The sequence below is a fragment of the Martelella alba genome (assembly GCF_005217455.1).
GTDB lineage: Bacteria > Pseudomonadota > Gammaproteobacteria > Enterobacterales > Enterobacteriaceae > Acerihabitans.
Window position 1 is genome coordinate 207082 of sequence record NZ_SZPQ01000001.1, and the last position, 25797, is coordinate 232878.

General features: G+C 57.4%; 24 protein-coding genes and 1 other annotated feature. Of the genes, 16 read left to right on the plus strand and 8 right to left on the minus strand.

The window, feature by feature from the left end:
* The first annotated feature begins 226 nt into the window (after window positions 1-226).
* The 4 genes from deoC (at window position 227) to deoD (ending at window position 4533) form a co-directional block, all read left to right on the plus strand.
* Window positions 227-1006 carry a deoxyribose-phosphate aldolase gene (gene deoC, locus FCN80_RS01100; protein WP_136987969.1) on the plus strand — a complete coding sequence of 260 codons (780 nt, stop codon included), beginning with the start codon at window positions 227-229 and terminating at the stop codon, window positions 1004-1006.
* Between the two features lie 90 nt (window positions 1007-1096).
* Complete coding sequence (gene deoA, locus FCN80_RS01105; protein WP_136987970.1) at window positions 1097-2428, plus strand: thymidine phosphorylase; 1332 nt, start codon at window positions 1097-1099, stop codon at window positions 2426-2428.
* A 113-nt stretch (window positions 2429-2541) separates the two neighbouring features.
* Window positions 2542-3765 carry a phosphopentomutase gene (gene deoB, locus FCN80_RS01110; RefSeq protein WP_136987971.1) on the plus strand — a complete coding sequence of 408 codons (1224 nt, stop codon included), beginning with the start codon at window positions 2542-2544 and terminating at the stop codon, window positions 3763-3765.
* Window positions 3766-3813: 48 nt separating this feature from the next.
* Window positions 3814-4533 carry a purine-nucleoside phosphorylase gene (deoD, locus tag FCN80_RS01115; RefSeq protein ID WP_136987972.1) on the plus strand — a complete coding sequence of 240 codons (720 nt, stop codon included), beginning with the start codon at window positions 3814-3816 and terminating at the stop codon, window positions 4531-4533.
* Window positions 4534-4620: 87 nt separating this feature from the next.
* Here deoD and FCN80_RS01120 read toward each other — a convergent pair whose 3' ends face one another.
* On the minus strand, window positions 4621-5295 hold the full coding sequence (locus FCN80_RS01120) for a YtjB family periplasmic protein (protein ID WP_136987973.1): 675 nt from the start codon (window positions 5293-5295) through the stop codon (window positions 4621-4623).
* Between the two features lie 119 nt (window positions 5296-5414).
* On the opposite strand from FCN80_RS01120, the gene serB reads away from it, so the two are divergent.
* The 3 genes from serB to nadR all read left to right on the plus strand — a co-directional run bounded on the left by serB (window position 5415) and on the right by nadR (window position 9162).
* Window positions 5415-6410, plus strand: coding sequence for a phosphoserine phosphatase (gene serB / locus FCN80_RS01125; RefSeq protein WP_136987974.1), 996 nt, complete (start codon window positions 5415-5417; stop codon window positions 6408-6410).
* A gap of 18 nt (window positions 6411-6428) precedes the next feature.
* The gene (radA, locus tag FCN80_RS01130; RefSeq protein WP_136987975.1) at window positions 6429-7814 is read left to right on the plus strand and encodes a DNA repair protein RadA; all 1386 of its coding nucleotides are present in this window, start codon (window positions 6429-6431) and stop codon (window positions 7812-7814) included.
* Between the two features lie 118 nt (window positions 7815-7932).
* On the plus strand, window positions 7933-9162 hold the full coding sequence (nadR, locus tag FCN80_RS01135; RefSeq protein ID WP_136987976.1) for a multifunctional transcriptional regulator/nicotinamide-nucleotide adenylyltransferase/ribosylnicotinamide kinase NadR: 1230 nt from the start codon (window positions 7933-7935) through the stop codon (window positions 9160-9162).
* A gap of 68 nt (window positions 9163-9230) precedes the next feature.
* On the opposite strand, the gene ettA is transcribed toward nadR, so the two are convergent.
* Window positions 9231-10895 carry an energy-dependent translational throttle protein EttA gene (gene ettA, locus FCN80_RS01140; RefSeq protein WP_136987977.1) on the minus strand — a complete coding sequence of 555 codons (1665 nt, stop codon included), beginning with the start codon at window positions 10893-10895 and terminating at the stop codon, window positions 9231-9233.
* Between the two features lie 254 nt (window positions 10896-11149).
* Between ettA and FCN80_RS26370 the strand changes: the two genes are divergently transcribed.
* Window positions 11150-11458, plus strand: a complete 309-nt coding sequence (locus FCN80_RS26370) for a hypothetical protein (RefSeq protein WP_170975290.1) — start codon at window positions 11150-11152, stop codon at window positions 11456-11458.
* A 120-nt stretch (window positions 11459-11578) separates the two neighbouring features.
* Here the strand turns inward: FCN80_RS26370 and FCN80_RS01150 are convergent, their stop codons facing one another.
* Window positions 11579-12553: a quinone oxidoreductase family protein gene (locus tag FCN80_RS01150; RefSeq protein WP_136987978.1), complete on the minus strand. Its 975-nt coding sequence runs from the start codon at window positions 12551-12553 to the stop codon at window positions 11579-11581.
* 107 nt (window positions 12554-12660) lie between these two features.
* Between FCN80_RS01150 and FCN80_RS01155 the strand changes: the two genes are divergently transcribed.
* Both FCN80_RS01155 and FCN80_RS01160 read left to right on the plus strand, forming a co-directional pair.
* A complete protein-coding gene (locus FCN80_RS01155) occupies window positions 12661-13518 on the plus strand; it encodes a LysR family transcriptional regulator (protein ID WP_136987979.1) in 858 nt (285 codons plus the stop codon).
* A gap of 87 nt (window positions 13519-13605) precedes the next feature.
* Entirely contained in the window at window positions 13606-14475 is an 870-nt protein-coding gene (locus FCN80_RS01160; protein ID WP_136987981.1) for a DNA methyltransferase, read from the plus strand.
* Between the two features lie 28 nt (window positions 14476-14503).
* Here the strand turns inward: FCN80_RS01160 and FCN80_RS01165 are convergent, their stop codons facing one another.
* The gene (locus FCN80_RS01165) at window positions 14504-14914 is read right to left on the minus strand and encodes a type II toxin-antitoxin system HicB family antitoxin (protein ID WP_136987983.1); all 411 of its coding nucleotides are present in this window, start codon (window positions 14912-14914) and stop codon (window positions 14504-14506) included.
* Window positions 14915-14984: 70 nt separating this feature from the next.
* Window positions 14985-15176 (minus strand): type II toxin-antitoxin system HicA family toxin, encoded by a 192-nt coding sequence (locus FCN80_RS01170; protein WP_136987985.1) that lies wholly within the window; start codon window positions 15174-15176, stop codon window positions 14985-14987.
* A 222-nt stretch (window positions 15177-15398) separates the two neighbouring features.
* On the opposite strand from FCN80_RS01170, the gene FCN80_RS01175 reads away from it, so the two are divergent.
* From FCN80_RS01175 to trpR, 3 genes are all read left to right on the plus strand, one after another.
* Window positions 15399-15638: a phage holin gene (locus FCN80_RS01175; RefSeq protein ID WP_136987987.1), complete on the plus strand. Its 240-nt coding sequence runs from the start codon at window positions 15399-15401 to the stop codon at window positions 15636-15638.
* A gap of 301 nt (window positions 15639-15939) precedes the next feature.
* Window positions 15940-17868, plus strand: coding sequence for a murein transglycosylase (gene sltY, locus FCN80_RS01180; RefSeq protein WP_136987989.1), 1929 nt, complete (start codon window positions 15940-15942; stop codon window positions 17866-17868).
* 55 nt (window positions 17869-17923) lie between these two features.
* A complete protein-coding gene (gene trpR, locus FCN80_RS01185) occupies window positions 17924-18256 on the plus strand; it encodes a trp operon repressor (RefSeq protein ID WP_136987991.1) in 333 nt (110 codons plus the stop codon).
* On the opposite strand, the gene yjjX is transcribed toward trpR, so the two are convergent.
* Window positions 18253-18774 (minus strand): inosine/xanthosine triphosphatase, encoded by a 522-nt coding sequence (gene yjjX, locus FCN80_RS01190; protein ID WP_136987993.1) that lies wholly within the window; start codon window positions 18772-18774, stop codon window positions 18253-18255. The genes trpR and yjjX overlap by 4 nt on opposite strands.
* 49 nt (window positions 18775-18823) lie before the next feature.
* Here yjjX and gpmB point away from each other — a divergent pair, with 49 nt between their 5' ends.
* Entirely contained in the window at window positions 18824-19471 is a 648-nt protein-coding gene (gene gpmB / locus FCN80_RS01195) for a 2,3-diphosphoglycerate-dependent phosphoglycerate mutase GpmB (protein WP_136987994.1), read from the plus strand.
* Here the strand turns inward: gpmB and robA are convergent.
* A complete protein-coding gene (gene robA / locus FCN80_RS01200; RefSeq protein WP_136987996.1) occupies window positions 19468-20352 on the minus strand; it encodes an MDR efflux pump AcrAB transcriptional activator RobA in 885 nt (294 codons plus the stop codon). The genes gpmB and robA overlap by 4 nt on opposite strands.
* Window positions 20353-21036: 684 nt before the next feature.
* On the opposite strand from robA, the gene creA reads away from it, so the two are divergent.
* Window positions 21037-21516, plus strand: a complete 480-nt coding sequence (creA, locus tag FCN80_RS01205) for a protein CreA (RefSeq protein ID WP_136987997.1) — start codon at window positions 21037-21039, stop codon at window positions 21514-21516.
* 35 nt (window positions 21517-21551) lie between these two features.
* Here the strand turns inward: creA and arcA are convergent, their stop codons facing one another.
* Window positions 21552-22268, minus strand: a complete 717-nt coding sequence (gene arcA / locus FCN80_RS01210) for a two-component system response regulator ArcA (RefSeq protein ID WP_136987999.1) — start codon at window positions 22266-22268, stop codon at window positions 21552-21554.
* A 924-nt stretch (window positions 22269-23192) separates the two neighbouring features.
* Window positions 23193-23309: a sequence feature (Thr leader region), on the plus strand.
* A 27-nt stretch (window positions 23310-23336) separates the two neighbouring features.
* On the opposite strand from arcA, the gene thrA reads away from it, so the two are divergent.
* Window positions 23337-25796: a bifunctional aspartate kinase/homoserine dehydrogenase I gene (gene thrA / locus FCN80_RS01215; RefSeq protein WP_136988001.1), complete on the plus strand. Its 2460-nt coding sequence runs from the start codon at window positions 23337-23339 to the stop codon at window positions 25794-25796.
* Window position 25797 lies beyond the last annotated feature (1 nt).

Below are 25797 nucleotides of genomic sequence, written 5' to 3' on the forward strand. Positions count from 1 at the left end.
GTCAAATATGAAAAAATACACTCGCGCGTAAGACGGGGCGGTGCCGTCCCGTATGTCTGGTAAGGCTTATGCGGTGAGAAGGATCTCTGATGCCTGGCGGGTACGTATGGCCGGGCCTTCTTCAAGGAACCAAGTCCGCTCGCCAACATGCGGAGGGTCGCGTTGGATGCCCCCTCCTTTTATGGATTCGGTTACCTGCCAAGGAACCGGAACGTTGGAGAGTACTATGAACGAATTAACCATCGCGGCTCGCCGCGCCCTGGGTCTCATGGACCTGACCACTCTGGGCGACGACGATTCCGATGAAAAAGTCGCGGCGCTCTGCGCCCAGGCCAAAAGTCCGGCCGGCAATACCGCCGCCGTCTGTATCTACCCCCGTTTCATCCCTATTGCCCGTCAAACCCTCAATCAACAGGGTACGCCGGGGATTCGCGTCGCCACCGTGGTCAACTTTCCCGCCGGCGGAGACGGTATCGAGGCCGTGCTGGGGGAAACCCGGACGGCTATCGCTGCCGGCGCCGACGAAATTGACGTGGTGTTCCCCTATCGGGCGCTGGCGGCCGGTGAAACACAAGCGGGCTACGACCTGGTCGGCCGCTGTAAAGCGTTGTGCGCCGAACACGGCGTACTGCTGAAAGTCATTCTCGAAACCGGGGAATTACGGCAGGCGGCGCTTATTCGCCGGGCCGCCGATATTGCTATTGACGCCGGCGCGGATTTTATCAAAACCTCCACCGGCAAAGTGGCGGTCAATGCGACGCTGGAAAGCGCCGAGATTATGCTGACGGCGATTCGCGCCAGCCATGCCGGGGAAAGAGTCGGTCTTAAACCGGCCGGCGGCGTTCGCACCGTGCAGGAGGCGGCGGCCTATCTGGCCCTGGCCGATCGCATGATGGGACCGGACTGGGCCGATGCGCGCCACTTCCGTTTCGGCGCCTCCAGCCTGCTGGCCAGCCTGCTCCAAGCGCTCGGCTATGACGCGCCGCGCGCCGGGCAAGGTTACTGATCGGCTCACGCGCCTGTAACAAATACGGCGGATACGCCGCCGAATCCTTTTTACCGGTTGATGGCCGATAGGGCCGCGCAGGGGGCTATTGTGTATCTCGCTCAGGAAATCATACGCAAAAAACGCGACGGTGAAACGCTGAATGAAGACGAGATTCGATTTTTTATCAACGGTATCCGGGATAACACCGTCTCGGAAGGCCAGATCGCCGCGCTGGCGATGGCCGTTTTTTTTCATGACATGACGCTGCAAGAACGGGTGGCGTTGACGTTGGCCATGCGCGACTCCGGCCATGTGCTGGATTGGCGCGACTGCCGTCTGAACGGCCCGGTGGTAGACAAGCATTCCACCGGCGGCGTGGGTGACGTCACCTCGTTGATGCTGGGCCCCATGATAGCCGCTTGCGGCGGTTATGTGCCGATGGTGTCGGGTCGCGGGCTGGGCCATACCGGCGGGACATTGGATAAACTGGAATCCATTCCCGGTCTGGACATCTTCCCGGACGATGAGGCTTTGCGCGGTCAGATCAAGACTATCGGCCTGGCGATTATCGGCCAGACCAATTCCCTGGCCCCGGCGGATAAGCGCTTTTACGCCACCCGCGATATCACCGCGACCGTGGATTCCATTCCGCTTATCACGGCCTCCATACTGGCGAAAAAATTGGCGGAAAGTCTGGACGCCCTGGTCATGGATGTGAAAGTCGGCTCCGGCGCCCTCATGGCGGACTACCGGCAATCGGTGGCGTTGGCGGAGGCCATCGTCGGCGTGGCCAATGGCGCCGGTTGCCGGACGACGGCGCTGCTGACCGATATGAACCAGGTGCTGGCTTCCAGCGCCGGCAATGCGCTGGAAGTCCGCGAGGCCGTGCGTTTTCTCACCGGCGCGCAGCGTAATCCCCGATTGTTCGAGGTGACGATGGCGCTGTGCGGCGAAATGTTGGTTTCGGCCGGCCTGGCGGATGACGAAGCGCGGGCGCGGACGCGGTTGTTGCGCGTCCTGGACAACGGCGAGGCGGCGGAACGCTTTGGCCGGATGATCGCCGCGCAGGGCGGACCGGGGGATTTCCTGGACCGGTACGACGATTATTTGCCCGCGGCCACGCTGAGCAAGCCGGTACTGGCCGAGCAAGCCGGCTATATCGAGGCCATGGATACCCGGGCGCTGGGGATGGCGGTGGTCGCCCTGGGCGGCGGCCGCCGGCGCGCCAGCGACGTCATCGACTACAGCGTCGGCTTAACGGAAGTGGCGCGGTTGGGCGATGCGGTGGAGATCGGACAGCCGCTGGCCGTTATCCATGCCGCCAGCGAGGATAGCTGGATGCAGGCCGCCGGGACGGTACGCTCGGCAATGGTCATCGCCGCGAGACCGCCGGCGTCGTTGCCGGTGATCTATCGCCGTATTGAACGCCTTGACGGATAGTCCGATGTCGCCACCTTTCATCGCCTTGGCGCATACCGGCTAAGCCTCGGCGGCGACAATGATTTTACGGCGCGGCGCCCTAATCGGGCGTTGCGCCGCAAGCAGGAGAACGTATGAAACGTACTTATATCATGGTGCTCGACTCATTTGGTATCGGCGCTGCCGCGGATGCCGACAAGTTTGGCGACCGGGGCGCCGATACGCTCGGCCATATCGCCGAATGCTGCCTGCGCGGCGAGGCGGACCGGGGCCGGCGGGGGCCGTTGACGCTCCCCAACCTGTCCCGGCTGGGATTGGGCAAAGCCGCCCAGGAGTCCACCGGCCGCTTTCCGCCGGGCCTGGATGAACATGCCCGCATAATCGGGGCATACGCCTATGCCAGCGAGCTTTCCTCCGGCAAGGACACGCCTTCCGGCCACTGGGAAATCGCCGGCGTGCCGGTGATGTTCGACTGGGGATATTTTCCCCGGACGGAAAACAGTTTTCCGCCGGCGCTGTTGCAGCAACTGGTGCGTTCGGCGGACTTGCCGGGGTATTTGGGCAACTGCCACTCATCGGGCACGGTTATACTCGACGCTTTAGGTGTCGAGCATATGCGGACCGGCAAACCTATATTTTACACCTCGGCGGATTCGGTGTTCCAGATTGCCTGCCATGAGGAGACCTTTGGTCTGCAACGGCTGTATGACCTGTGCGAAATCGCGCGTAGACTGCTTAATGAGGGCGGTTATAATATCGGCCGGGTCATCGCCCGGCCGTTTATCGGCGACGGACCGGGCCGGTTCGCGCGAACCGGCAACCGCCACGATCTGGCCGTGGCGCCGCCTTCGGCCACCGTCTTGCAGAAACTGATCGAAGAAAAGGGCGGCCAGGTGATTTCCATTGGCAAAATCGCCGATATTTACGCTCAGGTGGGCATCAGCAAAAAAATCAAGGCTACCGGCCTGGACGCGCTGTTTGATGCCACGTTGCGGGAAATGGCGGCGGCGGGAGACAAGACCATTGTCTTCACCAATTTCGTCGATTTCGATTCGTCTTACGGACATCGACGCGATGTGGCCGGTTATGCGGCGGCGCTGGAGCTATTTGATCGGCGCCTGCCGGAATTAATGGCGCAGGTCACGGGAGAGGATATGCTTATCCTGACCGCCGATCATGGCTGCGATCCTACCTGGACCGGCACCGATCATACCCGTGAGCATGTGCCGGTCCTGATCTACGGTCCCGGGGTCAAAGCCGGTTCCTACGGGCATCGCGCCACATTCGCCGATATCGGCCAGACAGTGGCGCAGTATTTCGGCCTCTCGCCGATGCGGTATGGCGCGGCGATGTGGTAGACCGGTCCCGGTGGGCCGAACGTTTCTGATAAAAATAAGGAAAAATATATGGCGACGCCGCATATCAATGCTGAACCAGGGGATTTTGCCGATGTGGTTTTGATGCCGGGGGACCCCCTGCGAGCCCAGTATATCGCAAATCATTTTCTTACCCTGCCGCGCCAGGTAAATGATGTGCGCGGCATGTTGGGCTATACCGGCCGCTATAAAGGTCGTTCCGTTTCGGTGATGGGGCACGGCATGGGGATCCCCTCCTGTTCCATTTATGCCAAAGAGCTTATCACCGAATATGGCGTGAAAAAGATCCTTCGGGTGGGGTCCTGCGGCGCCCTGCGCGGCGATGTGAACGTCCGTGACGTCGTGATCGGCATGGGCGCCTGCACCGATTCGCAGGTCAACCGCACCCGTTTCAAGGGGCATGATTTCGCGGCGATCGCTGATTACGCCATGCTGCGCAACGCAGTGGACGCCGCGCGGACCGCCGGCGTGACGGTCCGGGTCGGCAACCTGTTTTCCGCGGATCTGTTTTATACCCCCGATCCGCAGATGTTCGATGTCATGGAAAAATACGGCATCTTGGGTGTGGAAATGGAAGCCGCGGGTATCTACGGGGTGGCGGCCGAATTCGGCGCGCGCGCCTTGACAATCTGCACCGTATCCGATCATATCCGCACCGGCGAGGCGCTGGACGCCGCCGCGCGCCAGACCAGTTTTAACGATATGATCCGCGTGGCGCTGGAATCGGTGCTGCTGGACGATGATGCTTAAAACGCCGGGGATATGCGCCGCCGCTGTCGAGCATGCCGGGATTATCGGCCCGATTGCATAACGCCGCCGCCATCCGCGACGGCGGCCCTAAGGGTGCTTATTGCCCGGAGGCGGGTCGTCGGGCCGTTCTTCCTCGGGTTTATGTTCTTCCACCGGATGATTGGCGGTCAGTAAAAACGGCGATTGCTGCCAGCGGCTGCGTCGGTTTTGCAATAGCGTGCGCGCCAGAATGATCCCGATGGCCAGCGCCAGCAAGATCATCAACCGCAGCAGGTTGGTGGTGTTATCCACCTGCTTGTCCTCGGTTTTGAGGATATGGGTGTCCAATGTCAGCCTGACAAAGCCGCAGGGGCCGTCCTGGTTGGTAATGGCCCGCACCAACTGATGGTTGAAATAACCGCCGGCGCGGGGATGGCCGATAGCCAGCCTGTCCCGGACGCTGACGTTTTCTCCCGCCCGGGCGACCAGACTGCCGTCCATGGCGTAGACGCCGGCGTCGAGGATCCGGCTATTGGCGGTGAGTTTATCGAGAATCGTCTGGATGGCGGCATTGTTGCCGTCGCTGTCGTCCATCAGCGGCGCCAACTGATCGGCAAGCTGGCGTACCAGGGTATCGGCCAGTTCGTCCACCTGGGCCGAGCGGGCCATCTGCTGGCTCAAGCTGAACCAGGCGGCGCCTTGCATCAGCGCCACCAGCAGCGTCAGGCAAATCAGGACAATGACGGTGCGGTGTAATCGGAACGACAATTTGGCGCGGGTCATGGCATACCTATGCAAGTAAAGACGCTTTATGTTGCCAGAAGCCCCGGCGATAGGATAGCTTGATGCGCGTCGTTTTATCTTGCCGTTTATCGCGAGTATGCCTACAACAGGAGTAGCGAATGCCAATCAGTCTGACATACTGCGGATTGCCCGACACCCTCTCGCAATGGTCCGGTTTGCCGCTGTCGCTTAGCGGCGACGAGGTGATGCCGCTCGACTACTGGGCGGGGAATACCGGCTGGCTGTTGTATGGCAAACACCTTGACAAGGCTTCCCTGAGCCATTTTCAGTGCGCCCTTGGCGTCCCCATGGTCATCGTTTCCGCCTGGCACGTTGAAGATTACCAGGTGGTGAGGCTGGCCGGCGCGTTTAATCCGGCGGCGCTGCCGCTCGCCCACCGACAGGGACTGGATGTGGCGCCTTTCGGCAAAACGCCCCGGCTCAGCGAACCCGGACTGCTGGTTATGGATATGGATTCTACCGCAATCCGGATAGAGTGTATTGATGAAATCGCCAAACTGGCCGGAGTGGGGGAACAGGTCGCCGCCGTCACCGAGCGCGCCATGCGCGGGGAATTGGATTTCGCCGCCAGTCTGCGACACCGGGTGGCGACGCTTGAGGGCGCCGATGCGGATATTCTGCGTCAGGTGCGCGAGGGCCTGCCGCTGATGCCCGGCCTGACCGGGCTGGTGGCGAGGCTCAAGGCGCGGGGCTGGCAGGTGGCCATTGCTTCCGGCGGTTTTACCTATTTCGCCGATGAACTGCGGGACAGGCTGGGTCTGGTATCGGTGGCGGCCAATGAATTGGAGATCGTCGACGGTAAATTCACCGGCCGGGTGACCGGACCTATCGTCGACGCAAATTACAAGGCCCGTGAACTGTCCCGGCTGGCGGACGCGCTGTCCATACCGCGCCATCAGACCGTGGCGGTCGGCGACGGCGCCAACGATTTATTGATGTTACAGTCGGCGGGATTGGGGATTGCCTATCGTGCCAAGCCTAAAGTCAACCAACAAAGCAAGGTGGTGATTCGCCATGCGGATCTGCTCGGCATCCTGTGCATTCTGAGCGGCAATCTCAAAAGCGCGGATCGTCAGGCGCGCCACACGCTTTAACCGTTATGCGAGGTATCTGTGGCCAAAGCGGCAAAACGGGCGTTTGTCTGTAACGAATGCGGGGCGGACTATCCGCGCTGGCAAGGGCAATGTACCGCCTGCCAGGCCTGGAACACCATAACCGAAATCCGGCTGGCCGCCTCGCCCGCCGCGGCGCGCAATGAACGGTTCAGCGGCTACGCCGGCGAGGCCGGCGTCAGCCGGGTGCGCAAGCTGGCGGATATCAGTCCGGAGGCGTTGCCCCGTTTTTCAACCGGCTTTCGCGAATTTGATCGGGTGCTGGGCGGCGGCGTGGTGCCGGGCAGCGCCATCCTTATCGGCGGTAATCCCGGCGCCGGTAAAAGCACGTTGTTGCTACAGACCTTGTGCCGCCTGGCCGGACAGATGGAAACCCTGTATGTCACCGGCGAGGAGTCGTTACAGCAAGTCGCCATGCGCGCCCAGCGGCTGGCGCTGCCGACCGCCGGCCTGAATATGTTGTCGGAGACCAGTATCGAGCAAATCTGCCTGGTCGCCGCCGAAGCGAAACCCCGGCTGATGGTGATTGATTCCATCCAGGTCATGCATATGGCGGATATTCAATCCTCGCCCGGTAGCGTGGCCCAGGTTCGGGAAACCGCCGCCTACTTGACCCGGTTTGCCAAAACCCAGGGCGTGGCCATTCTGATGGTGGGTCATGTCACCAAAGACGGCACGCTGGCGGGCCCCAAAGTGCTGGAACATTGCATCGACTGTTCGGTGATGCTCGATGGCGATGCCGATTCCCGGTTTCGCACGCTGCGCAGCCATAAAAACCGTTTCGGTGCGGTGAATGAACTGGGGGTTTTCGCCATGACGGAGCAGGGGTTGCGGGAGGTCAGCAATCCGTCGGCCATTTTCCTCAGCCGCGGCGACGAGCTGACCTCGGGCAGCAGCGTGATGGTGGTATGGGAAGGCACCCGGCCGCTACTGGTGGAGATCCAGGCGCTGGTGGACGGGTCGATGCTGGCCAACCCGCGGCGGGTCGCGGTGGGCCTGGACCAAAACCGTCTGGCGCTGTTGCTGGCGGTGCTGCATCGCCATGGCGGTCTGCAAATGGCTGATCAGGACGTGTTCGTGAACGTGGTGGGCGGCGTCAAGGTCAATGAAACCAGCGCCGATCTGGCTTTGATGCTGGCCATGGTATCGAGCCTGCGCGATCGTCCCTTGCCGGCGGATCTGGTGGTGTTCGGCGAGGTGGGACTGGCGGGAGAGATTCGGCCGGTGCCCAGCGGACAGGAGCGTATCGCCGAGGCGGCCAAGCACGGTTTTCGCCGGGCCATTGTGCCGTTTGCCAATGTACCGAAAAAAAGCCAGGAGGGCATGCAGGTGTTCGGCGTGAAAAAGCTGGCCGACGCACTGGCCATCCTGGATGAATGGGACTGAACCGCGCGTTGCGCCGTCAAGGGACGCCATGCCGACCGGGGCGGCGCCCGGCGGGGCCGGGCCTTTGGGGCCGGCAGGTCCCGTCCCGCCATGAAACAGGGTTATGAGAGAGAGGTTTATGTCGTCATTCGATTACCTCAAGAGTGCGATTAAACAGCAAGGATGCACATTGCAGCAGGTCGCGGAGGGATGCGGCGTTACCAAGGGCTATCTCAGCCAGTTGCTCAACGCCAAAATACAAAGCCCCAGCGCCCGCAAACTTGAGGCGATCCATCGCTTTCTCGGGCTGGAGTTCCCGCGGCGCGTCAAGAAAATCGGCGTGGTGTTCGGCAAGTTCTATCCACTGCATACCGGGCATATCTACCTTATCCAGCGCGCCAGCAGCCAGGTGGATGAGCTGCACGTGATCCTGGGGTTCGATGAGTCGCGCGATCGGCGGCTGTTCGAGGACAGCGCCATGTCGCAACAGCCGACGCTAAGCGATCGGTTGCGCTGGCTTTTGCAAACGTTCAAGTATCAGAAAAATATCCATATCCACGCTTTCAACGAACAAGGCATGGAGCCGTATCCCCATGGCTGGGATGTCTGGAGCCGGGGCATCAGGGCTTTTATGGCGGAAAAAGGCATTGAACCGGGAATGGTGTATACCAGCGAGGCGCGGGATGCGGATCAATACCCTGAGCACCTGGGCATCGAAACGGTGCTGGTTGATCCTAACCGTTCATTTATGTCCATTAGCGGCGAGCAGATACGTCAGGATCCGTTCCGCTATTGGGAATATATTCCCACCGAGGTCAAGCCGTTCTTTGTGCGGACCGTCGCGTTGATAGGCGGCGAATCGAGCGGCAAATCCACCATGGTCAACAAGCTGGCCAACATCTTCAATACCAGCAGCGCCTGGGAATATGGCCGCGAATATGTATTTTCCCATCTGGGCGGCGACGAAATGGCGTTGCAGTATTCCGACTACGATAAAATCGCCCTTGGACAGGCGCAATATATCGACTTCGCGGTGAAATACGCCAATAAAGTGGCGTTTATCGATACCGATTTTGTGACGACCCAGGCGTTTTGCAAACGCTACCATGGCCGGGAGCATCCGTTCGTGCAGGCGATGATCGACGAGTACCGCTTCGATTTAGTGATTCTGCTGAAAAACAACACCCCCTGGGTGGCGGACGGCCTGCGCAGCCTGGGTAACCCTTCGGAACGCCAGGCTTTTCAGCAATTATTGGAGACGATGCTCGAAGCCAACAACATCCCCTATGTGCGTATCGATGCGCCCGACTACGACCAGCGTTTTCTGAAATGCATTGAATTGGTGCGCAGCCTTTTGGGGCAGGACTGATCGCGTCGCCGGCGTTGGACGGCGGGGGAAGAGGGGACGGCATAAATGCCGTCCCCTGGCGGGAATCATCAGGCCATCTTTTTGTATTTGATGCGGTGGGGCTGCAAGGCGTCCGCGCCGAGGGTCCGTTTTTTGTATTCTTCGTACTCGGTAAAATTACCCTCGAAAAATTCGATGTTACCCTCGTCCTGATAATCAATGATGTGGGTGGCGATACGGTCCAGAAACCAGCGGTCATGGGAAATGACCATGGCGCAGCCGGGGAACTCCAGCAAGGCGTTTTCCAGCGCGCGCAGGGTTTCCACATCCAGATCGTTGGTGGGTTCATCCAGCAGCAGCATGTTGCCGCCCACCTGCAATAGCTTGGCCAGGTGTACGCGACCCCGCTCGCCGCCCGATAATTCGCCGATGCGCTTGCCCTGATCCACGCCCTTGAAATTGAACCGGCCGACATAGGCCCGGCTTGGCAACTCGACATTCCCGATCCGCATAATATCCTGGCCGCCGGAAACTTCCTCCCAAACGGTCTTGCCATTATCCATACTGTCGCGGAACTGGTCCACCGACGCCAATTGCACGGTCTCGCCCAGGGTAACGGTGCCGCTGTCCGGCCGCTCTTTGCCGGAGAGGATTTTAAACAGGGTGGATTTGCCGGCGCCGTTGGGACCGATAATACCGACAATGGCCCCCTTGGGAAGGGAAAACGACAAATCGTCGATCAGCACCCGATCGCCATAGGCCTTGCGCAGACCGGCGACATCCAGCACTTTGTCTCCCAGCCGCGGTCCGGGCGGAATGAAAAGTTCACTGGTTTCGTTGCGTTTCTGATATTCAACGCTGTTGAGTTCTTCAAAACGGGCCAGGCGGGCCTTGCCCTTGGACTGACGACCTTTGGCGTTGGAGCGCACCCATTCCAGCTCTTTCTCGATGGATTTACGCCGTGCGGCCTCTGCCGAGGCTTCCTGCGCCAGGCGTTGATCTTTTTGTTCCAGCCAGGATGAATAATTTCCTTCCCAGGGAATGCCCTCGCCCCGGTCCAGCTCCAGAATCCACCCGGCGACATTATCCAGGAAATAGCGGTCGTGGGTGATGGCCACCACCGTTCCTTCATAATCGTGCAGGAAGCGTTCCAACCAGGCCACCGACTCGGCATCGAGATGGTTGGTGGGTTCGTCCAGCAGCAGCATATCCGGTTTTTCCAGTAACAGGCGGCAGATGGCGACACGGCGGCGCTCGCCACCGGAAAGGGCGCCGATTTTGGCGTCCCACGGCGGCAGGCGCAGCGCATCGGCGGCCCGTTCCAACTGGTTATCCAGATTATGGCCGTCTTGGGCCTGAATGACGGCTTCCAGCTCGCCTTGTTCTTTTGCCAGTTTATCGAAATCCGCATCCGGTTCGGCGTAAGCGGCATAGACCTGATCCAGCCGGCTCAAGGCGTCTTTGACATCCTTTACGGCCGCCTCGATTTCTTCCCGCACGGTTTTCTCGGTATCCAGGCGCGGCTCCTGGGGCAAATAACCGATTTTGATGCCGGGCTGAGGCCGCGCTTCCCCTTCGATATCGGTATCGATACCCGCCATGATCCGCAGCAGGGTAGATTTGCCTGCGCCGTTCAATCCGAGCACGCCGATTTTGGCGCCGGGGAAGAAACTCAAAGAGATATTTTTCAGAATATGGCGTTTCGGCGGCACGATTTTTCCGACGCGATGCATGGTATAGACGTATTGAGCCACGTTGTTATAAGCCTCTTGCTGTCTGGGTTTATCTATGTCCCACTTTGTTTGTGGGGCATGTATGGGGCATTTTTTCCGAGTTTAGCATTTAATAAAGTGAGCTGTTCGGTATTCTGATCGGGTATCCAGCCGCCATATACATTGAATACCCTCTGCGCGCTGGCATGGCCCATCTGGTTTGCGATGAATACCGGGTTAGCCCCGGTCGACAAGAGCCGACATGCATAAGCATGTCGGGATTGATAGGCATTCCGATGGCGCAGTTTAGCCCGTTTTACGGTTCGATCCCAGCTATCACCAATGGATGTAGGCGTATAGCGGTCACCGGCGCCTGTTCCCTTGGCATTAATGGCTGGGGCAAAAACCAACGTTCATGGATCTTTCCGCGTTATGCCATGTTCCCGCAGCAAAACAGAGACCATTTTCAATGGACGAAAACCTGTCATGGCTTGCTGCCGTTTCAGCGCGGCTTTGGCCGATTCAAGCAGTTGAACGACCCTATTAACGCCGGCATCTGTTTTGGAAAGGGTATTAAAGCCTGTAGACCCGTGCTGGCAGTTTAGTGTACTGGTCCGAAGAGGTATCAGTATTTGATACCTCTTCGGCGCTTAAAAATGAAACTCGTGAAATGGGGCGGTAAAAATCACAGAGGCGGTGTTTTCAATTTCTGATCACATCCTGTGCTAAACAGTCAATATCACGCTTCCTGTGGTGCGGCCAGCTTCAAGGTCTGCGTGCGCCTCAACGGCATGAGTCAGAGGATATTGTGCCCCGACAGGGTTTATAAGTCCGTTCTGAAGGGCCGATATAAGATCTCTCGCTCCCTGCGCGTAAAGTTCTGCGTCATCAGCATAAGCCATGGAGCTTGGCCTCATCAGTGCGATTGAGCGGGCGAACCCCAGTTCTTCAACGCGGACCGGAGGAATGGGACCAGCCGGTTGGCCCAGACTTGCCACCGTGCCAAATGGGCGTACCACGCCGAGCGTTGCGGAGAGCAGGGTTCCGCCGATCCCATCAATGGCAAGATGTACGCCACGACCATCAGAAATTTCACGTGCCTTATCCGCCCATGCGGCGTCGGTATGAAGGAGAACCTCTTTCGCCCCTGCTGCCTGCGCAATTTTAACTTTATCGGCAGAGCCCGTTGTGCCGATGACGCGTGCGCCTTTCATTGTTGCCCAGCGCGTAACAATCTGGCCAAGTCCCCCGGCAGCAGAATGTACCAGAATCCAGTCGCCCTCTCTGACATTTCTCACTTTATGAAGAAGCATATGTGCGGTAAGTCCGCGTAACATAGAGCTTCCGGCGGTTCTTATATCGATACTCTGGGGAATGCTAACAAGGCGACTGGCCGGGATATTCCTTATTTCGGCATAGGCTCCCATCGGGTTGCCGGTATAGGCAACCCTGTCACCCGGAGCAAAGCCCCGGACGTTATGCCCGATTGCCGTTACTGTGCCGCTCCCCTCAAAGCCGGGTATAGCTGGCGAAGAGTGCAGGGGATAAAGGCCTGATCGATAGTAAATATCAACAAAGTTAACGCCTATCACTTCATGCCGGATCTGAACTTCATCAGGGCTGGGGGCTTTGATTTCTATTTCAGTGGCGTGGAGTACTTCGGGTCCACCTGGCTGGCTGATAATGATTGCGGTTGGCATATCCTGTCCTCACTGTTAAGTGAGAAAAATTATAAAGTCGTTTACATGCAGAAAAATACGGGTATAAAAGCGCTATGCATGTGCGGATATGCACAAGGTGGGAATGAATGGACTGGCAGGATTTAAATTGTTTTCTCGCGCTGGCGCGTAAAGGGTCCATGTCGGCCGCGGCTAAAGAACTTAATGTGGATCACGCAACGGTAAGCCGCCGTATAACGGCGCTGGAAACTTCGCTCGGACTTCGCCTTACCGAACGTTTACCCCGGCAAACCCGCCTGACTGAACAGGGAAAAGTGATTGCCTCGGTAGCGAATGAAATGAACAGGATCGCAGACCGGATTCATATACGGGCAAAATCGTTATCAACTTCACCTGCGTTTAGTATCAGGATCAGTGCATCTCCCGCTGTGGCCGCACAGCTGATTGCGCCTGCCATAGCAGGTTTTACGCAAAGCCATCCTGACATCGCGCTCTCGTTGGCAGGCGTCTCACATCATGCTCAGCTGAGTAAGGGTGAAGCGGATATAGCGGTACGCCTGACGAGACCCGATGACCCCGGTTTGCTGATCCGCCGGATTGGTACAATGCATTTTGGCCTTTATGCTTCCCGTTCCTGGCGGGAAACCCCGCCTGAAGACTGGGTATTCATAGCTTATGAGCGCTCTCTTGAACATATTACGCAGCAAAACTGGCTGGAATCACTGCTGGAAGGAAGGCGTGTAATATTCAGGGCCAGCGATCTGATGGCACAGCAACAGGCCGCCAGAAGCGGCCTGGGTCTTGTCACCTTACCCTGCTTTATGGGAGATGCTGACAGTTCCCTGGTAAAACTGGCCGTCAATTCGCGCCCACCTGTCAGAGATATCTGGCTGGTCGCTTATCCGGAGTTAAGACGCGATCCCTCGGCTGCTGTCGTTATGGAATTTCTTGCCGCCACCATCAGCAAAGCGTGTCCGTCAGACTGACTCTCCCGGCATGTTTACCTGGATCCTGTTTTCTGTATGTATGAGACGATAATAACTCAGTCCGGTTGGCGCTGATGATTCTGGCGCGTGCTGAAACCGGTGGGTAGCCTGTACCTGTTTTTCGGATCACGGTTGGCAGCGGACACCGAATTGCTGGTACGCCAGCGTTTTGATGTACTGAATCATATTATCCGGGCAAAACCTTCAGGCCCCTGGCGGCGAATGCGCAAAGAAGACCTGAGAACCTACTTTCCAGCCACTGAGCGGATCTTGTTCGCTGGACATGATGGCTCTGAGGGGGTCGCCAAGGGCGCGATTGGCTACGCAACCCAATGCCGAGAATTGAAAGCGCAGGTATTCAAGCCCCTAATTGACTATTTTCGCGACGCGCGTGCGCTGCTAGGCGTGTCGGCGGCTGAAATCAATGTCGCCACTGGCACGCAGATGTGCTCGCATGGGTTTTCCGAGAGCCAATGGCCGTTGCCGAACCTGGCGCAGTACGCTGCGTTGCGAAAGCTGTTCGCTGAAAAGGCCGCTGCCGCCGGTATTGATAGTCTGCTGGTGGGCCGGCACTCAGGATTGGTCGAACAATATGACGCCCTGAGCAAAACCTATGCCGGGCTGGTGGTGGAATATGACGAGTTGCGCCAGCAGTACCCGCGATTGCGCCGGCCGTTCGCCGTTAATGCCGAGGTTCCGTATACCGATGTATGGACATTCCCGCCGGTCCGGCATTACCCCGGCAAACATCCATGCGAGAAATCGGCGGTAATGATGCGCCATATCATCCAGACCAGCAGCCGGTCCGGCGACACAGTGGCCGATTTTTTCATGGGGTCCGGCAGCACAATAAAAGCCGCTTTGGAACTCCGGCGCAGCGCAATAGGGGTTGAGCTGGAAGAAGAGCGTTTCCAGCAGACTAAAGTAGAAATCGCAAGGACTCCGCCGCAAGCTTAAGAGCGGCCCCAGATAGGGGCCATGCTAATCACCCTCTGGCTATTTCTTTTCGAGCCAGATCCGCAAGAAACGCCGAGCGGTTTTTGTAATGCCCGTTTGTTTTGATATAGCGGTCAATGGCCGTGATAAGATTGCCGGGCATAGTAAGGTTAAACTTGACGGCTTTGGTTTCGTACTTTGTCGGATCCAACTCAACGAAGCCCAAGAAACCGTCATCCTCAGCCAGGCGCTCATCGTGAATGTAGGCTGAGGGATCGGCAGGCGCGGGAACGTGTTCGCCACGCTCTGTCAGCGCTTCGGCGTGGACACTGAATGCCTTTTCGGCATCACGGACGGCATCTTCCAATGTGTCACCGGCAAAAAAACAGCCGGGGATATCGGGAAAATAACCGTCATATTCGCCGCTTGCAGTGCCGAAAATGAAAACTGGATAGATCATAAATACCTCGCTTGACTATTTATTTGAGGATGGAAAGCGCGATTAAGGGCAGCTTGCGCCGCCCCGTGAGTTAAATAACCTTCAATCCTGAAATTTTCTTAACTTGTCGTAAAATTCCTTTTGAGGTTTCTTTTCTGGGATGCGGGATGGTGATGATTTCCCTTACCCCTTCCTTTTCAAGTGTGATGTGGCTGGCGGCTTTTTGTTTCCTTGCTATCCATCCATCATCCATCAAGAGTTTGATTAACTTAGCGCTTTCCATCGTGACCTTATCTTGTCTTGATGTGGGTATAATACCTATAATTAAATAGAGTGTCGATGTTTTTATGGGTATAGAACCCACTTTATTTTAGCTGCCATCAGGTGGCTTCTCCCTTTCGGCCTCGTTGCCAAATCTGACGAACAGATAAATGATCCCGCGCCTACGGCATCGGGGCTGATCCTCTCATCACCATGGACCTCGGAACATCGAGGAGGTCGGAGTATGAAAATGCCTGAAAAAATATCGACGGCCGGGGCGTATTCGTCATCCGGCCTGCTGATCGCGCTAGGGAAAATCATGGACTGGTTTAATTACATCGACTGGAGCCAGGCGGCGGTCATTATCGAGATCGTGGTGGTCACCGCAACCTCTATCACCAACGTTTATTTCCAGCGTCGCCAGACCCGGGCAATTGCAGCGGCGGCCCGCGACGTCAAAACCATCATCCCGAGGTCTGAGTAATGGTTATGTCACCGGCCCTGAGAAAAAAGCTGATCTCGGCGTCGGCGGGCGGGCATGTCGACGACGCAGTGTATCGGGTTTCGGCGAGCGATCCCAGCCGTTGCCGCGTCAGCATCCGGACAGGAACGACCATAAGGGCGTTATCACCGGAAAAGTAAATAACATGGATTTACGCCGTCGCCGCTGGCATAGACCGGGCCGCTTAGCTAGCATGGTGACAAGAGACGGGTTTTACGCCCGGCCGGTCGGACCGGCATCCGTTTTCGGACGGAAACAAGACTTACGTTGAGGAAAAAAATTGATGTTCAAAGTGGACGGATGGCGATATTTCGGCGTGGGGATATGCCTGTTGGCCAGTGTGGGTTTCGCCAGGGCGGATTCCATTGACGCGCAACGTCAGCGTTATATGCAGATTAAACAGGCATGGGACAATAATCAGATGGATGTGGTGACGCAGCTCATGCCGACCCTGCGTAACTACCCTCTCTACCCCTATCTGCAATATCGGGCGCTATCGCAGGATTTGTCGCAGGCGAGTATGGGCGATGTTCAGGCATTCATCGCCGCTAATCCCACCCTGCCGCCGGCGCAATCGCTGTCGTCCCGATTTGTCAACGAACTGGCCAGGCGTCAGGATTGGCAGAGCCTGCTGGCATTCAGTCCCCAGCCGCCCAAGCCGATCGCCGCCCGCTGCAATTACTATTACGCCAAATGGGCCACCGGCGATGCGCAAACGGCCTGGGACGGCGCCAAGGAAATCTGGCTGAACGGGCATTCCCTGCCGGACAGTTGCAATAAGCTGTTCGGCGCCTGGGATGAGGCGGGAGAACGCGGGCCGCTGGCCACCCTTGAGCGCATGCGGTTGGCCATGCAGGAGGATAACACCGGCCTGGTCAATTATCTGTCCAAACAATTACCCCTGGAATACCAGACCATGGGCAGCGCGTTGGCGGCGTTGCAGGACAATCCCGCGACACTGGAAGGTTTCGCCCGCAGTGTCGGTCCCACCGATTTGACTCGCCAGGCTACGCTTATCGCCTTCGCCCGCCTGGCGCGCAGCGATGTGGAAAACGCCCGCGCCATGCTGCCGGTCTTGGCCAGGTTACAGAAAATGAGCCCGGATCAGCAACAGGTGATGCAGGAGAGGGTCGCCTGGCAATTGATGGGCGCCAATGTCACGCCGGAGCAAGCCGCCTGGCGGGACAATGTCATTCTGAGCGGGCATTCCACCGCGCTGCTGGAGCGCCGTATCCGCATGTCGCTGGGGCAGGGCGACATGAAGGACGTGGCCGTCTGGCTGGCCCGCCTGCCGGAAGCGGCGCAGCAAAAGGACGAATGGCGCTATTGGCGCGCGGTACTGCTGCTTAATCAGGGGCGGCGGGACGAGGGGGAGCCTATCCTGCGCGCGTTAATGCAGGAACGGGGATTTTACCCGATGGTGGCGGCGCAAAAACTGGGCGTGAAATATATGATCAATGTGGCGCCCGCGGAGGCGCCGGACCCGGCATTGTTGCAGCGGCCGGAAATCGCCCGGGTACGCGAGTTGATGTACTGGCAGATGGATAATCTCGCCCGCCGGGAATGGGACGGGCTGGTGGCCAGCCTGAGCCGCCCGCAACAGGAGGGCCTGGCCCGTTATGCCCTGCAACAGCAGTGGCCGGATATGAGTGTCCAGGCCACCATTATCGGTAAGCTCTGGGACCATCTCCAGGAGCGTTTCCCGCTGGCCTGGGCCGACGAATTCCGCCGGGACACCGAAGGCAAGGGCATCAACCAGAGTTACGCCATGGCCATCGCCCGCCAGGAAAGCGCCTGGAATCCCAAGGCGCAATCGCCGGTCGGCGCCGCCGGCTTGATGCAACTGATGCCGACCACCGCCAGACATACCGCGCAAATGTTCAATATCGCCGCTTACATGAATCCGGTTCAACTGTTGGATCCGCAAATGAACATTCAGCTTGGCACGCAATATCTGGAATATGTCTATCAGATGTTTGGCCGCAATCGCATTCTCTCCAGCGCCGCATACAATGCCGGGCCCGGACGGGTTACCGCCTGGTTGGACAATAGCGCCGGACGCATCGACGCGGTGGCGTTCATTGAAAGCATGCCTTTTGCCGAAACCCGCGCTTATGTCAAAAATGTCCTGGCTTACGATGCATTTTATCGCTATTTCCTGCGCCAGCCGGCCAAGGTGCTGACCGACGCCGAGTGGTTGCGGCGCTATTGAATCGGCGAAAAATAAGGTAGACTGCTGTACTCGTTAACGAGTATGGCGGTTAATTATGACGGATACAGCGCACACCGAGACCGGCGGACCCAAAGGACGCGATGAGGACTGGCAGTACTTCGCCGCGTTGCTGGGACAGGCTTTCACCGACAATCTGCACATTCCCTTGCTGCAATTGATGCTTACCGCCGATGAACGGGAGGCGCTCGGTATGCGGGTGCGTATCGTCCGGGCATTGCTGGCCGGGGAGATGAGTCAGCGGGAAGTGAAAAATGAACTTGGCACCGGCATCGCCACCATCACCCGCGGCTCCAACAGCCTCAAGGCGGCGTCGCCGGCGCTTATCGACTGGTTGCGGCACCAATTGCTCAATGCCCCCGCGTCCTAGCGGCGGTGATAAATGTTGTTATGGAAAGGCGCCAGCGCCAGGACCAGCGCCTGGTAATAAACGCTGCTGCGGGTCAGCAGTCCGTGGGTGAACACGCCGATGGCGCCGCCACGGCGCTTGATATCCTCAATACCGGTCAATCGCGCCATTTCCTGGCCCAATTCTCGCCCGGCGGTGATTCCCTGTAATAGACTTTCTGGTAATATTAAACCTGCAGAGCGCGATTCACCCCTGATTTGCGCATTTTCAATCACCATCCAGGCGAAGGTCATATTATCTTCAATACCAGCCTCGACACCGACCCAGAAATCCGCCTCGGGACAGGCTTGACGGGCGGCGGCCGCCCGATTGCGCGCGCCGAGGCGTGTTTCGGCATTGCCTATGGGCTGGGGCGGCACGCCGCTGTCCACTACAATGCCGTCCACTCGGCAGCTGTCCGGGCCGAACGTGTCGATAAAGGCCTGGAGGATGGCGTCGATTTTAGCCGGATTGGTGGTTGCGGCCGCGATGAGATACATTTTTTTTTATCACTCCGAACAATTTCATGCAGTATAACGGAAAACCACCATGTTACAGGTTTATCTTGTTCGCCATGGCGAAACAGAATGGAATGCCCTGCGTCGTATTCAGGGACAGTCCGACAGCGCGTTAACCGCCAATGGCGAATGCCAGGCGCTACAGGTTGCCGAGCGCGCCAAGGCCCTTGGCGTCACCCATGTTATCAGCAGCGATCTCGGTCGTACACGACATACCGCCGGGATAATCGCGCGGGCCTGCGGCTGTGATGTCGCGTTGGATGCCCGCCTGCGCGAGCTGGATATGGGGGTGCTGGAGAGGCGCGATATTGATACGCTGACGACGGAGGAAGAAGGTTGGCGAAAGCAATTGGTGGACGGTACCCCAGATGGACGAATCCCTGGGGGCGAATCCATGACCGAGCTGTCGCGGCGTATGCACGCGGTATTGGACGATTGCCGGCAATTACCGGCGGGCAGCGTTCCCTTGCTGGTCAGCCACGGTATGGCGTTGGGCTGCCTTATCAGCACCGTGCTGGGTTTACCGCCTTATGCCGAACGGCGGCTGCGGTTGCGCAATTGCTCGCTCTCGCGGATGGATTTCCAGCAAAGCCCATGGCTGGCGCCGGGATGGGTGGTGGAAACCGCGGGCGATATCTCTCACTTGGACAGGCCCGCGTTGGATGAATTACAGCGTTAACGCCGCACCGGGATCAGATATTCGCAGCGGATAATCTGGGGTATCGATCCATTCGGCGCCCCCTCTTTTTGCACTTTCTCTTCAGGAAAGAACCGCTCGATATCGTGCCCTTTGCGGCGGGTCATATTCAGCGTCGGCAGACTGGTGCCGTAGAGCGACAAAATAAAGCTTTGCAGGCCGTCTGGCGGCCCATCGTAGATGAACTGCGCATAGTCGCCGCCCTCCAGTTCCACCGGTTGGCCTCCTTCGATGTTATCCGGCACATTGCGGGGTTCGATCGCGGTGGTATAAAACACTTCCTGTTCGTCGTCCTTCTCATTGCTGGGTTGCGTGTAGCTCAGGCCGTAGAGAACAGGGGGAATGCGCTTGGCTTCCCCAAGATACTGGCGCCAGAAATGAACCCGCATTTCAAAGCGAAAAGAGCTGATTTGCTCCAGCGTACAGGAATAGCTCTGGGTGGTTCCCACCAGATGCATGGAGGGCAGGGTAATATACCGGGGAAGGGGCATGTCCCATTTTCCCAGCCGTATCGGCGGCCGAATACCGGTGGAATCCCACTCTTCCGAACGGCGATACAGCGCCGGCGTCTGGTTGAATTGTTTTTTAAATGCCCGGGTAAAAGTCTGCTGCGAATCAAAACGATATTGCAGGGCGATATCCAGTATCGGCCGACCGGTAAGGCGCAACGCCACCGCCGCTTTAGATAGCCTGCGCGCCCGGATATAGGCGCCGATGGCATGGCTTGTCACTTCCTTGAACATTCGCTGCAAATGCCACTTGGAATAACCTGCCTTGGCGGCGACATTGTCCAGGGACAGGGGCTGGTCCAGATGTCCTTCCAACCAACTTAACAGATCACGAATGATACCGGCTTGATCCATAGATCATCCTCAAAAAGCGTTTATAAGCCTTGCGTGTTCAAGCCGCAGCGTTGTCAGCGATATCCGGCCCATCGTCGGGCCTTGCCCCTGACGGAACCGCGACAAGTCGCGCTCAAATTCTGCTTGCGCAAATTTGCCCTCGCGCATCCCGGTCATAAAGCCATCCGTGCATCCGGAGATTCGCTTGGCCGCCATGGCGCCGCGGCCTGAAATCCATTAGTGGTGTACTCGTCATGCTTTACGTTGCCTCTTTGGATACCTGCGCCGGCGGTTTACCTGCGCTCCCGATGAAGACATCCCCGACTGGCCGCCGCGATGCAACTGTCGGATTTTGCCGTAGAGCATCAATATTCAAAATCTGACGCATAATACCAATTTTTCCACATGTAGATCGCCAAAGATTTATTAGCTTATTATTGTGATGAATGCATACCCAAAACAATACGCGTGGCATCGCGACGGCAAAAAGTGAAAAATTCGCCGCAAGCGAATGAGGCCCGCCTACGGCGGGCCTTAATGAGAAACCGGCTGTTTCCCAATCAATCCCAGGGGTTACGGCCGGGGAGAGAGGGCGCCGCCGGCCGCGGGGCCGGCGCGGAGCATATCGGGGATAAGCGGCTATCGCGCCTGTCGACAGGAGGGGTACTTTAGCCGTAATTTCAACAAAAAAAGAAGCCATAATCTATGAGAAAGCATACCGTTTTGCTGCTATTTATTGGGGTGCTGGGCACGGGAATCGCCCACGCCGAGGAAATCGGTTCGGTTGACACAGTCTTTAAGCTTATCGGCCCGGATCATAAAATTGTCGTGGAAGCGTTCGACGACCCGGATATCGCCAACGTTACCTGCTACCTCAGCCGGGCGAAAACCGGCGGCATTAAAGGCGGCCTCGGCTTGGCGGAAGATACCGCCGACGCGGCGATTTCCTGTCATCAGGTGGGGCCTATCGTTTTGACGGACAAAGTCAAAAACAGCGGGAGTGACGGCAGCGTCGTATTTCAAAAACGCACATCGCTGGTGTTCAAACGGCTGCAAGTGGTCCGTTTTTACGATAAGAAACGCAACGCATTGGTTTACCTGTCCTATTCAGATCGGTTGGTGGAAGGCTCGCCGAAGAACGCGTTGAGCGCGGTACCGATTATGCCCTGGCCTGAAAACCACTGATGAAATCCGGCGAGAAAGCTCCCGCCGGACCGTGATTATTCTTCCAGATCGCCGCAGAAGCGATAGCCTTCGCCATGGATGGTGGCGATGATTTCCGGCGTATCCGGCGTGGATTCGAAATGTTTGCGTATGCGCCGGATGGTGACATCCACGGTGCGGTCATGGGCTTTCAGTTCGCGTCCGGTCATTTTCTTCAGCAACTCGGCGCGCGACTGGATTTTGCCCGGATTTTCGCAAAAATGCAGCATGGCGCGAAACTCGCTGCGCGGCAGCTTATATTGTTCGCCGGCGGGGCTGAGCAGCGAACGGCTGTTGATATCCAACTCCCAGCCGTTGAATTTGTAGCTTTCCACCAGCTTGCGTTCTTCGCCGCCGCTGCCGAGGTTCATGGTGCGAGACAGCAAATTACGGGCGCGAATGGTCAACTCGCGCGGATTGAACGGCTTGGTGATGTAATCGTCGGCGCCGATCTCCAAACCAAGGATTTTGTCCACTTCATTATCGCGGCCGGTGAGAAACATCAGCGCGACACTCGCATGTTCACGTAATTCTCGGGCCAGCAGTAAGCCATTTTTACCCGGCAGGTTGATATCCATGATGACCAGATTAATGTCGTTTTCCGACAGGATCTGGTGCATCTCTGCGCCGTCGATGGCTTCATGAACCATGTAGCCCTCGGCTTCGAAAATACTTTTGAGGGTATTGCGGGTGACTGACTCGTCTTCAACGATAAGAATGTGCGGGGTCTGCATGTTTGCTACCTAAAATTACCAACTAATTGAAAGAGGAAGTACAAAAGCCGCAGTCATCTGCCGTACCGCGGGGGACTATGCCTTTCCCCCAGCCCATGAGGCTCAAGTACCTAAATGCGCTCCAGGTGCTTATGGATAACCTTGGCACCACTGACATTATTCAGGGCCGCCTTTCTCAAGCTCAAATGCCCTACAGCTTACCCTTATTAACAACACTATAACAGCGCTAACCGAATTTAACACTCAAGAAAATTTCATTTTGCTGACATATATCAAATTAAAGGCAGCCCTAAGGCACGCAAAGAGCAATTCCCTTATATACCAGCATATTTTATCGCATTCAGCGCCAAACTATCCTCGATTCAGCGCAATTTATCAAGGCCGGTGAAAAAAAGCGGAAAAATTTGAATGGTTGATTAATAACTTAATGAATTTTAATACAAACTTAAGGCCAATCCGATTATTGGACCGTTCGGCGTCTTACAGGGTCCGAGGGGGCATTTTGCCGTTTGCGGCGCAATCCGGCCGTGTTAATTTTCTGTGACCTGTTTCCGGCAATGGCCTTGGACCGCGAATGCCGGCGACAATGCCCATCGCCGCCGTGTCGCGACACTGTGTCTCATATCTGGCGGGTGACATTACGGCGACCGGCGACCGGGTTACCCGTGGCAAACGCGTGCGGCCTTTCGGCGCAGAAAATGCGCTTAGCCAATGCTGCCTTCAAAATCATCCATGACAGATTAAAAGACTGGTATTGCGGTAGCCTGCGGATTTTTTAATTGATTAACCCTGTTAATGTAACGAAATATATGGGTTTTTAAATGGTTTAAAAAATAGTCAGCCAAAAAATAACATTGACTTTCATACCCATTTGCTTTAACCAATAGCCATTGGAAAAAAACAGCGATACGTTAAACATGCTTTTCGTCGGCCAGCACACCATTATTATTACCACCACCGGTACTCCTAGTAGCGGTGCGGGCTGACGCATACCGATAAACAGAAAAAAGCCCGCACCTTGACAGTGCGGGCTTTTTTTTAAGCCTAAATTCAGCAAAAGGAAAACCCATGCGAGTCCTAAAGTTCGGTGGTACGTCGGTCGCCAACGCGGAGCGCTTTCTACGCGTCGCCGATATTATTGAAAGTAATGCGGGGCAGGGACAGGTGGCCACCGTGCTGTCCGCGCCGGCGAAAATCACCAACTACCTGGTTTCCATGATAGAGCGCACGCTCGGCAATAAAGATATTCAGCCGGTCATGAGCGACGCCGAACAGATTTTCGCCGATCTCCTCCTCGGTTTGTCCCGCGCCCAGCCGGGATTCGATTATGCCGGGCTGCGTTTGCTGGTGGATCAGGAGTTTTCCCAGCTCAAACAATTATTGCATGGGATCGCACTGCTCAAACACTGTCCCGACGGCATCAACGCCGCCATTATCTGCCGGGGCGAAAAATTGTCCATCGCCATCATGGAGGCCGTTTTTAAGGCACGGGGATATCCCGTCACGGTCATCAATCCGGTGGAAAAGCTTTCGGCCCAGGGCGGCTACCTCGAATCCGCCGTGGATATCGTCGAATCCACCCGTCGTATCAAGGATGCCGACATTCCGTCGGATCATGTCATCCTGATGGCCGGGTTTACCGCCGGCAATGACAAAGGCGAACTGGTCGTTTTGGGCCGCAACGGATCGGACTATTCCGCCGCGGTGCTGGCCGCCTGTCTGCGCGCCGATTGCTGTGAAATCTGGACCGACGTGGATGGGGTTTATACCTGTGATCCGCGCCAGGTGCCCGATGCGCGTCTGCTGAAAACCATGTCCTACCAGGAGGCGATGGAGCTGTCTTATTTCGGCGCCAAGGTGTTGCATCCGCGCACCATCGCCCCTATCGCCCGGTTCCAGATTCCGTGCCTGATTAAAAACACCGACAATCCCCAGGCGCCCGGCACGCTTATCGGCGGCACCGATGCAGACAGTAGTCATCCGGTAAAAGGCATCACCCATCTCAATAATATGGCGATGATCAACGTCTCCGGACCGGGCATGAAGGGGATGATCGGTATGGCCGCCCGGGTGTTCGCCGCCATGTCCCGCGCCGGCAGCTCGGTGGTGCTGATAACCCAATCCTCCTCAGAGTACAGCATCAGTTTTTGCGTGCCCCATAACGAGCTGAACGGCGCCCGTAAGACCCTTGAGGACGAATTTTATCTCGAACTGAAAGACGGTTTGCTGGAGCCCCTGGATATCATGACCGACCTGGCGATCATATCGGTCATTGGCGATGGCATGCGGACCCAGCGCGGGTTGTCGGCCAAACTGTTCGCGGCGCTGGCGCGAGCCAACATCAATATTATCGCCATCGCCCAGGGATCGTCCGAACGGTCCATTTCGGTGGTGGTGAACAACGATTGCACCACCACCGGCGTGCGCGTTGCCCATCAGATGCTGTTCAATACCGATCAAGTCATCGAGGTATTCGTCATAGGCGCCGGCGGGGTCGGCGGCGCCTTACTGGAGCAAATCCGCCGCCAGCATCAATGGCTCAAGGCGAAGCATATCGACCTGCGGGTGTGCGGTATCGCCAATTCACGGGCGTTGCTCACCAACGTACATGGCATCGCGCTGGACAGTTGGCAACGGGAACTGGCGGAAGCGCGCGAGCCGTTCAACCTGGGCCGGCTGATTCGTCTGGTCAAGGAATACCATCTGCTCAACCCGGTGATCGTCGATTGTACCAGCAGCGCGGATATCGCCGAGCAGTATGCCGATTTCCTGGCGGACGGCTTCCATGTGGTAACGCCCAATAAAAAGGCCAATACCGCCTCAATGCATTATTACCAGCATATGCGGGCGGCGGCGGCGGGATCGCGCCGTAAGTTCCTCTACGACACCAATGTCGGCGCCGGCTTGCCGGTTATCGAAAATTTGCAGAATCTCCTGAACGCCGGGGATGAACTGGTGCGGTTTTCCGGTATTCTGTCCGGGTCGTTGTCTTTTATCTTCGGCAAGCTGGACGAGGGGATGCCGTTATCGGCCGCGACCCTGGCGGCCCGGGCGGCCGGATTTACCGAACCGGATCCCAGAGACGATTTGTCGGGCACCGATGTGGCGCGTAAATTGTTGATCCTGGCTCGCGAGGCGGGTTATCGGCTTGAGTTAACCGATATCGAGGTGGAACCGGTACTGCCTGAATCCTTTGACGATAGCGGCGAGCTGGAGGATTTTCTCACCCGGTTGCCGACGCTTGACGACGCTTTCGCCGCCAGGGTGGCGAAAGCGCGCGATCAGGGCGGGGTATTGCGATACGTCGCCAGTATCGAAGATGGCCGCTGCCGGGTCAGTATCGCCGAGGTGGACGGCAATGATCCTTTGTATAAGGTGAAGGATGGTGAAAACGCCCTGGCCTTTTATACCCGCTACTATCAGCCGCTGCCGCTGGTGTTGCGTGGTTACGGCGCCGGTAACGATGTGACCGCCGCCGGCGTTTTTGCCGATCTTTTGCGTACGCTGTCATGGAAGTTGGGAGTATAAG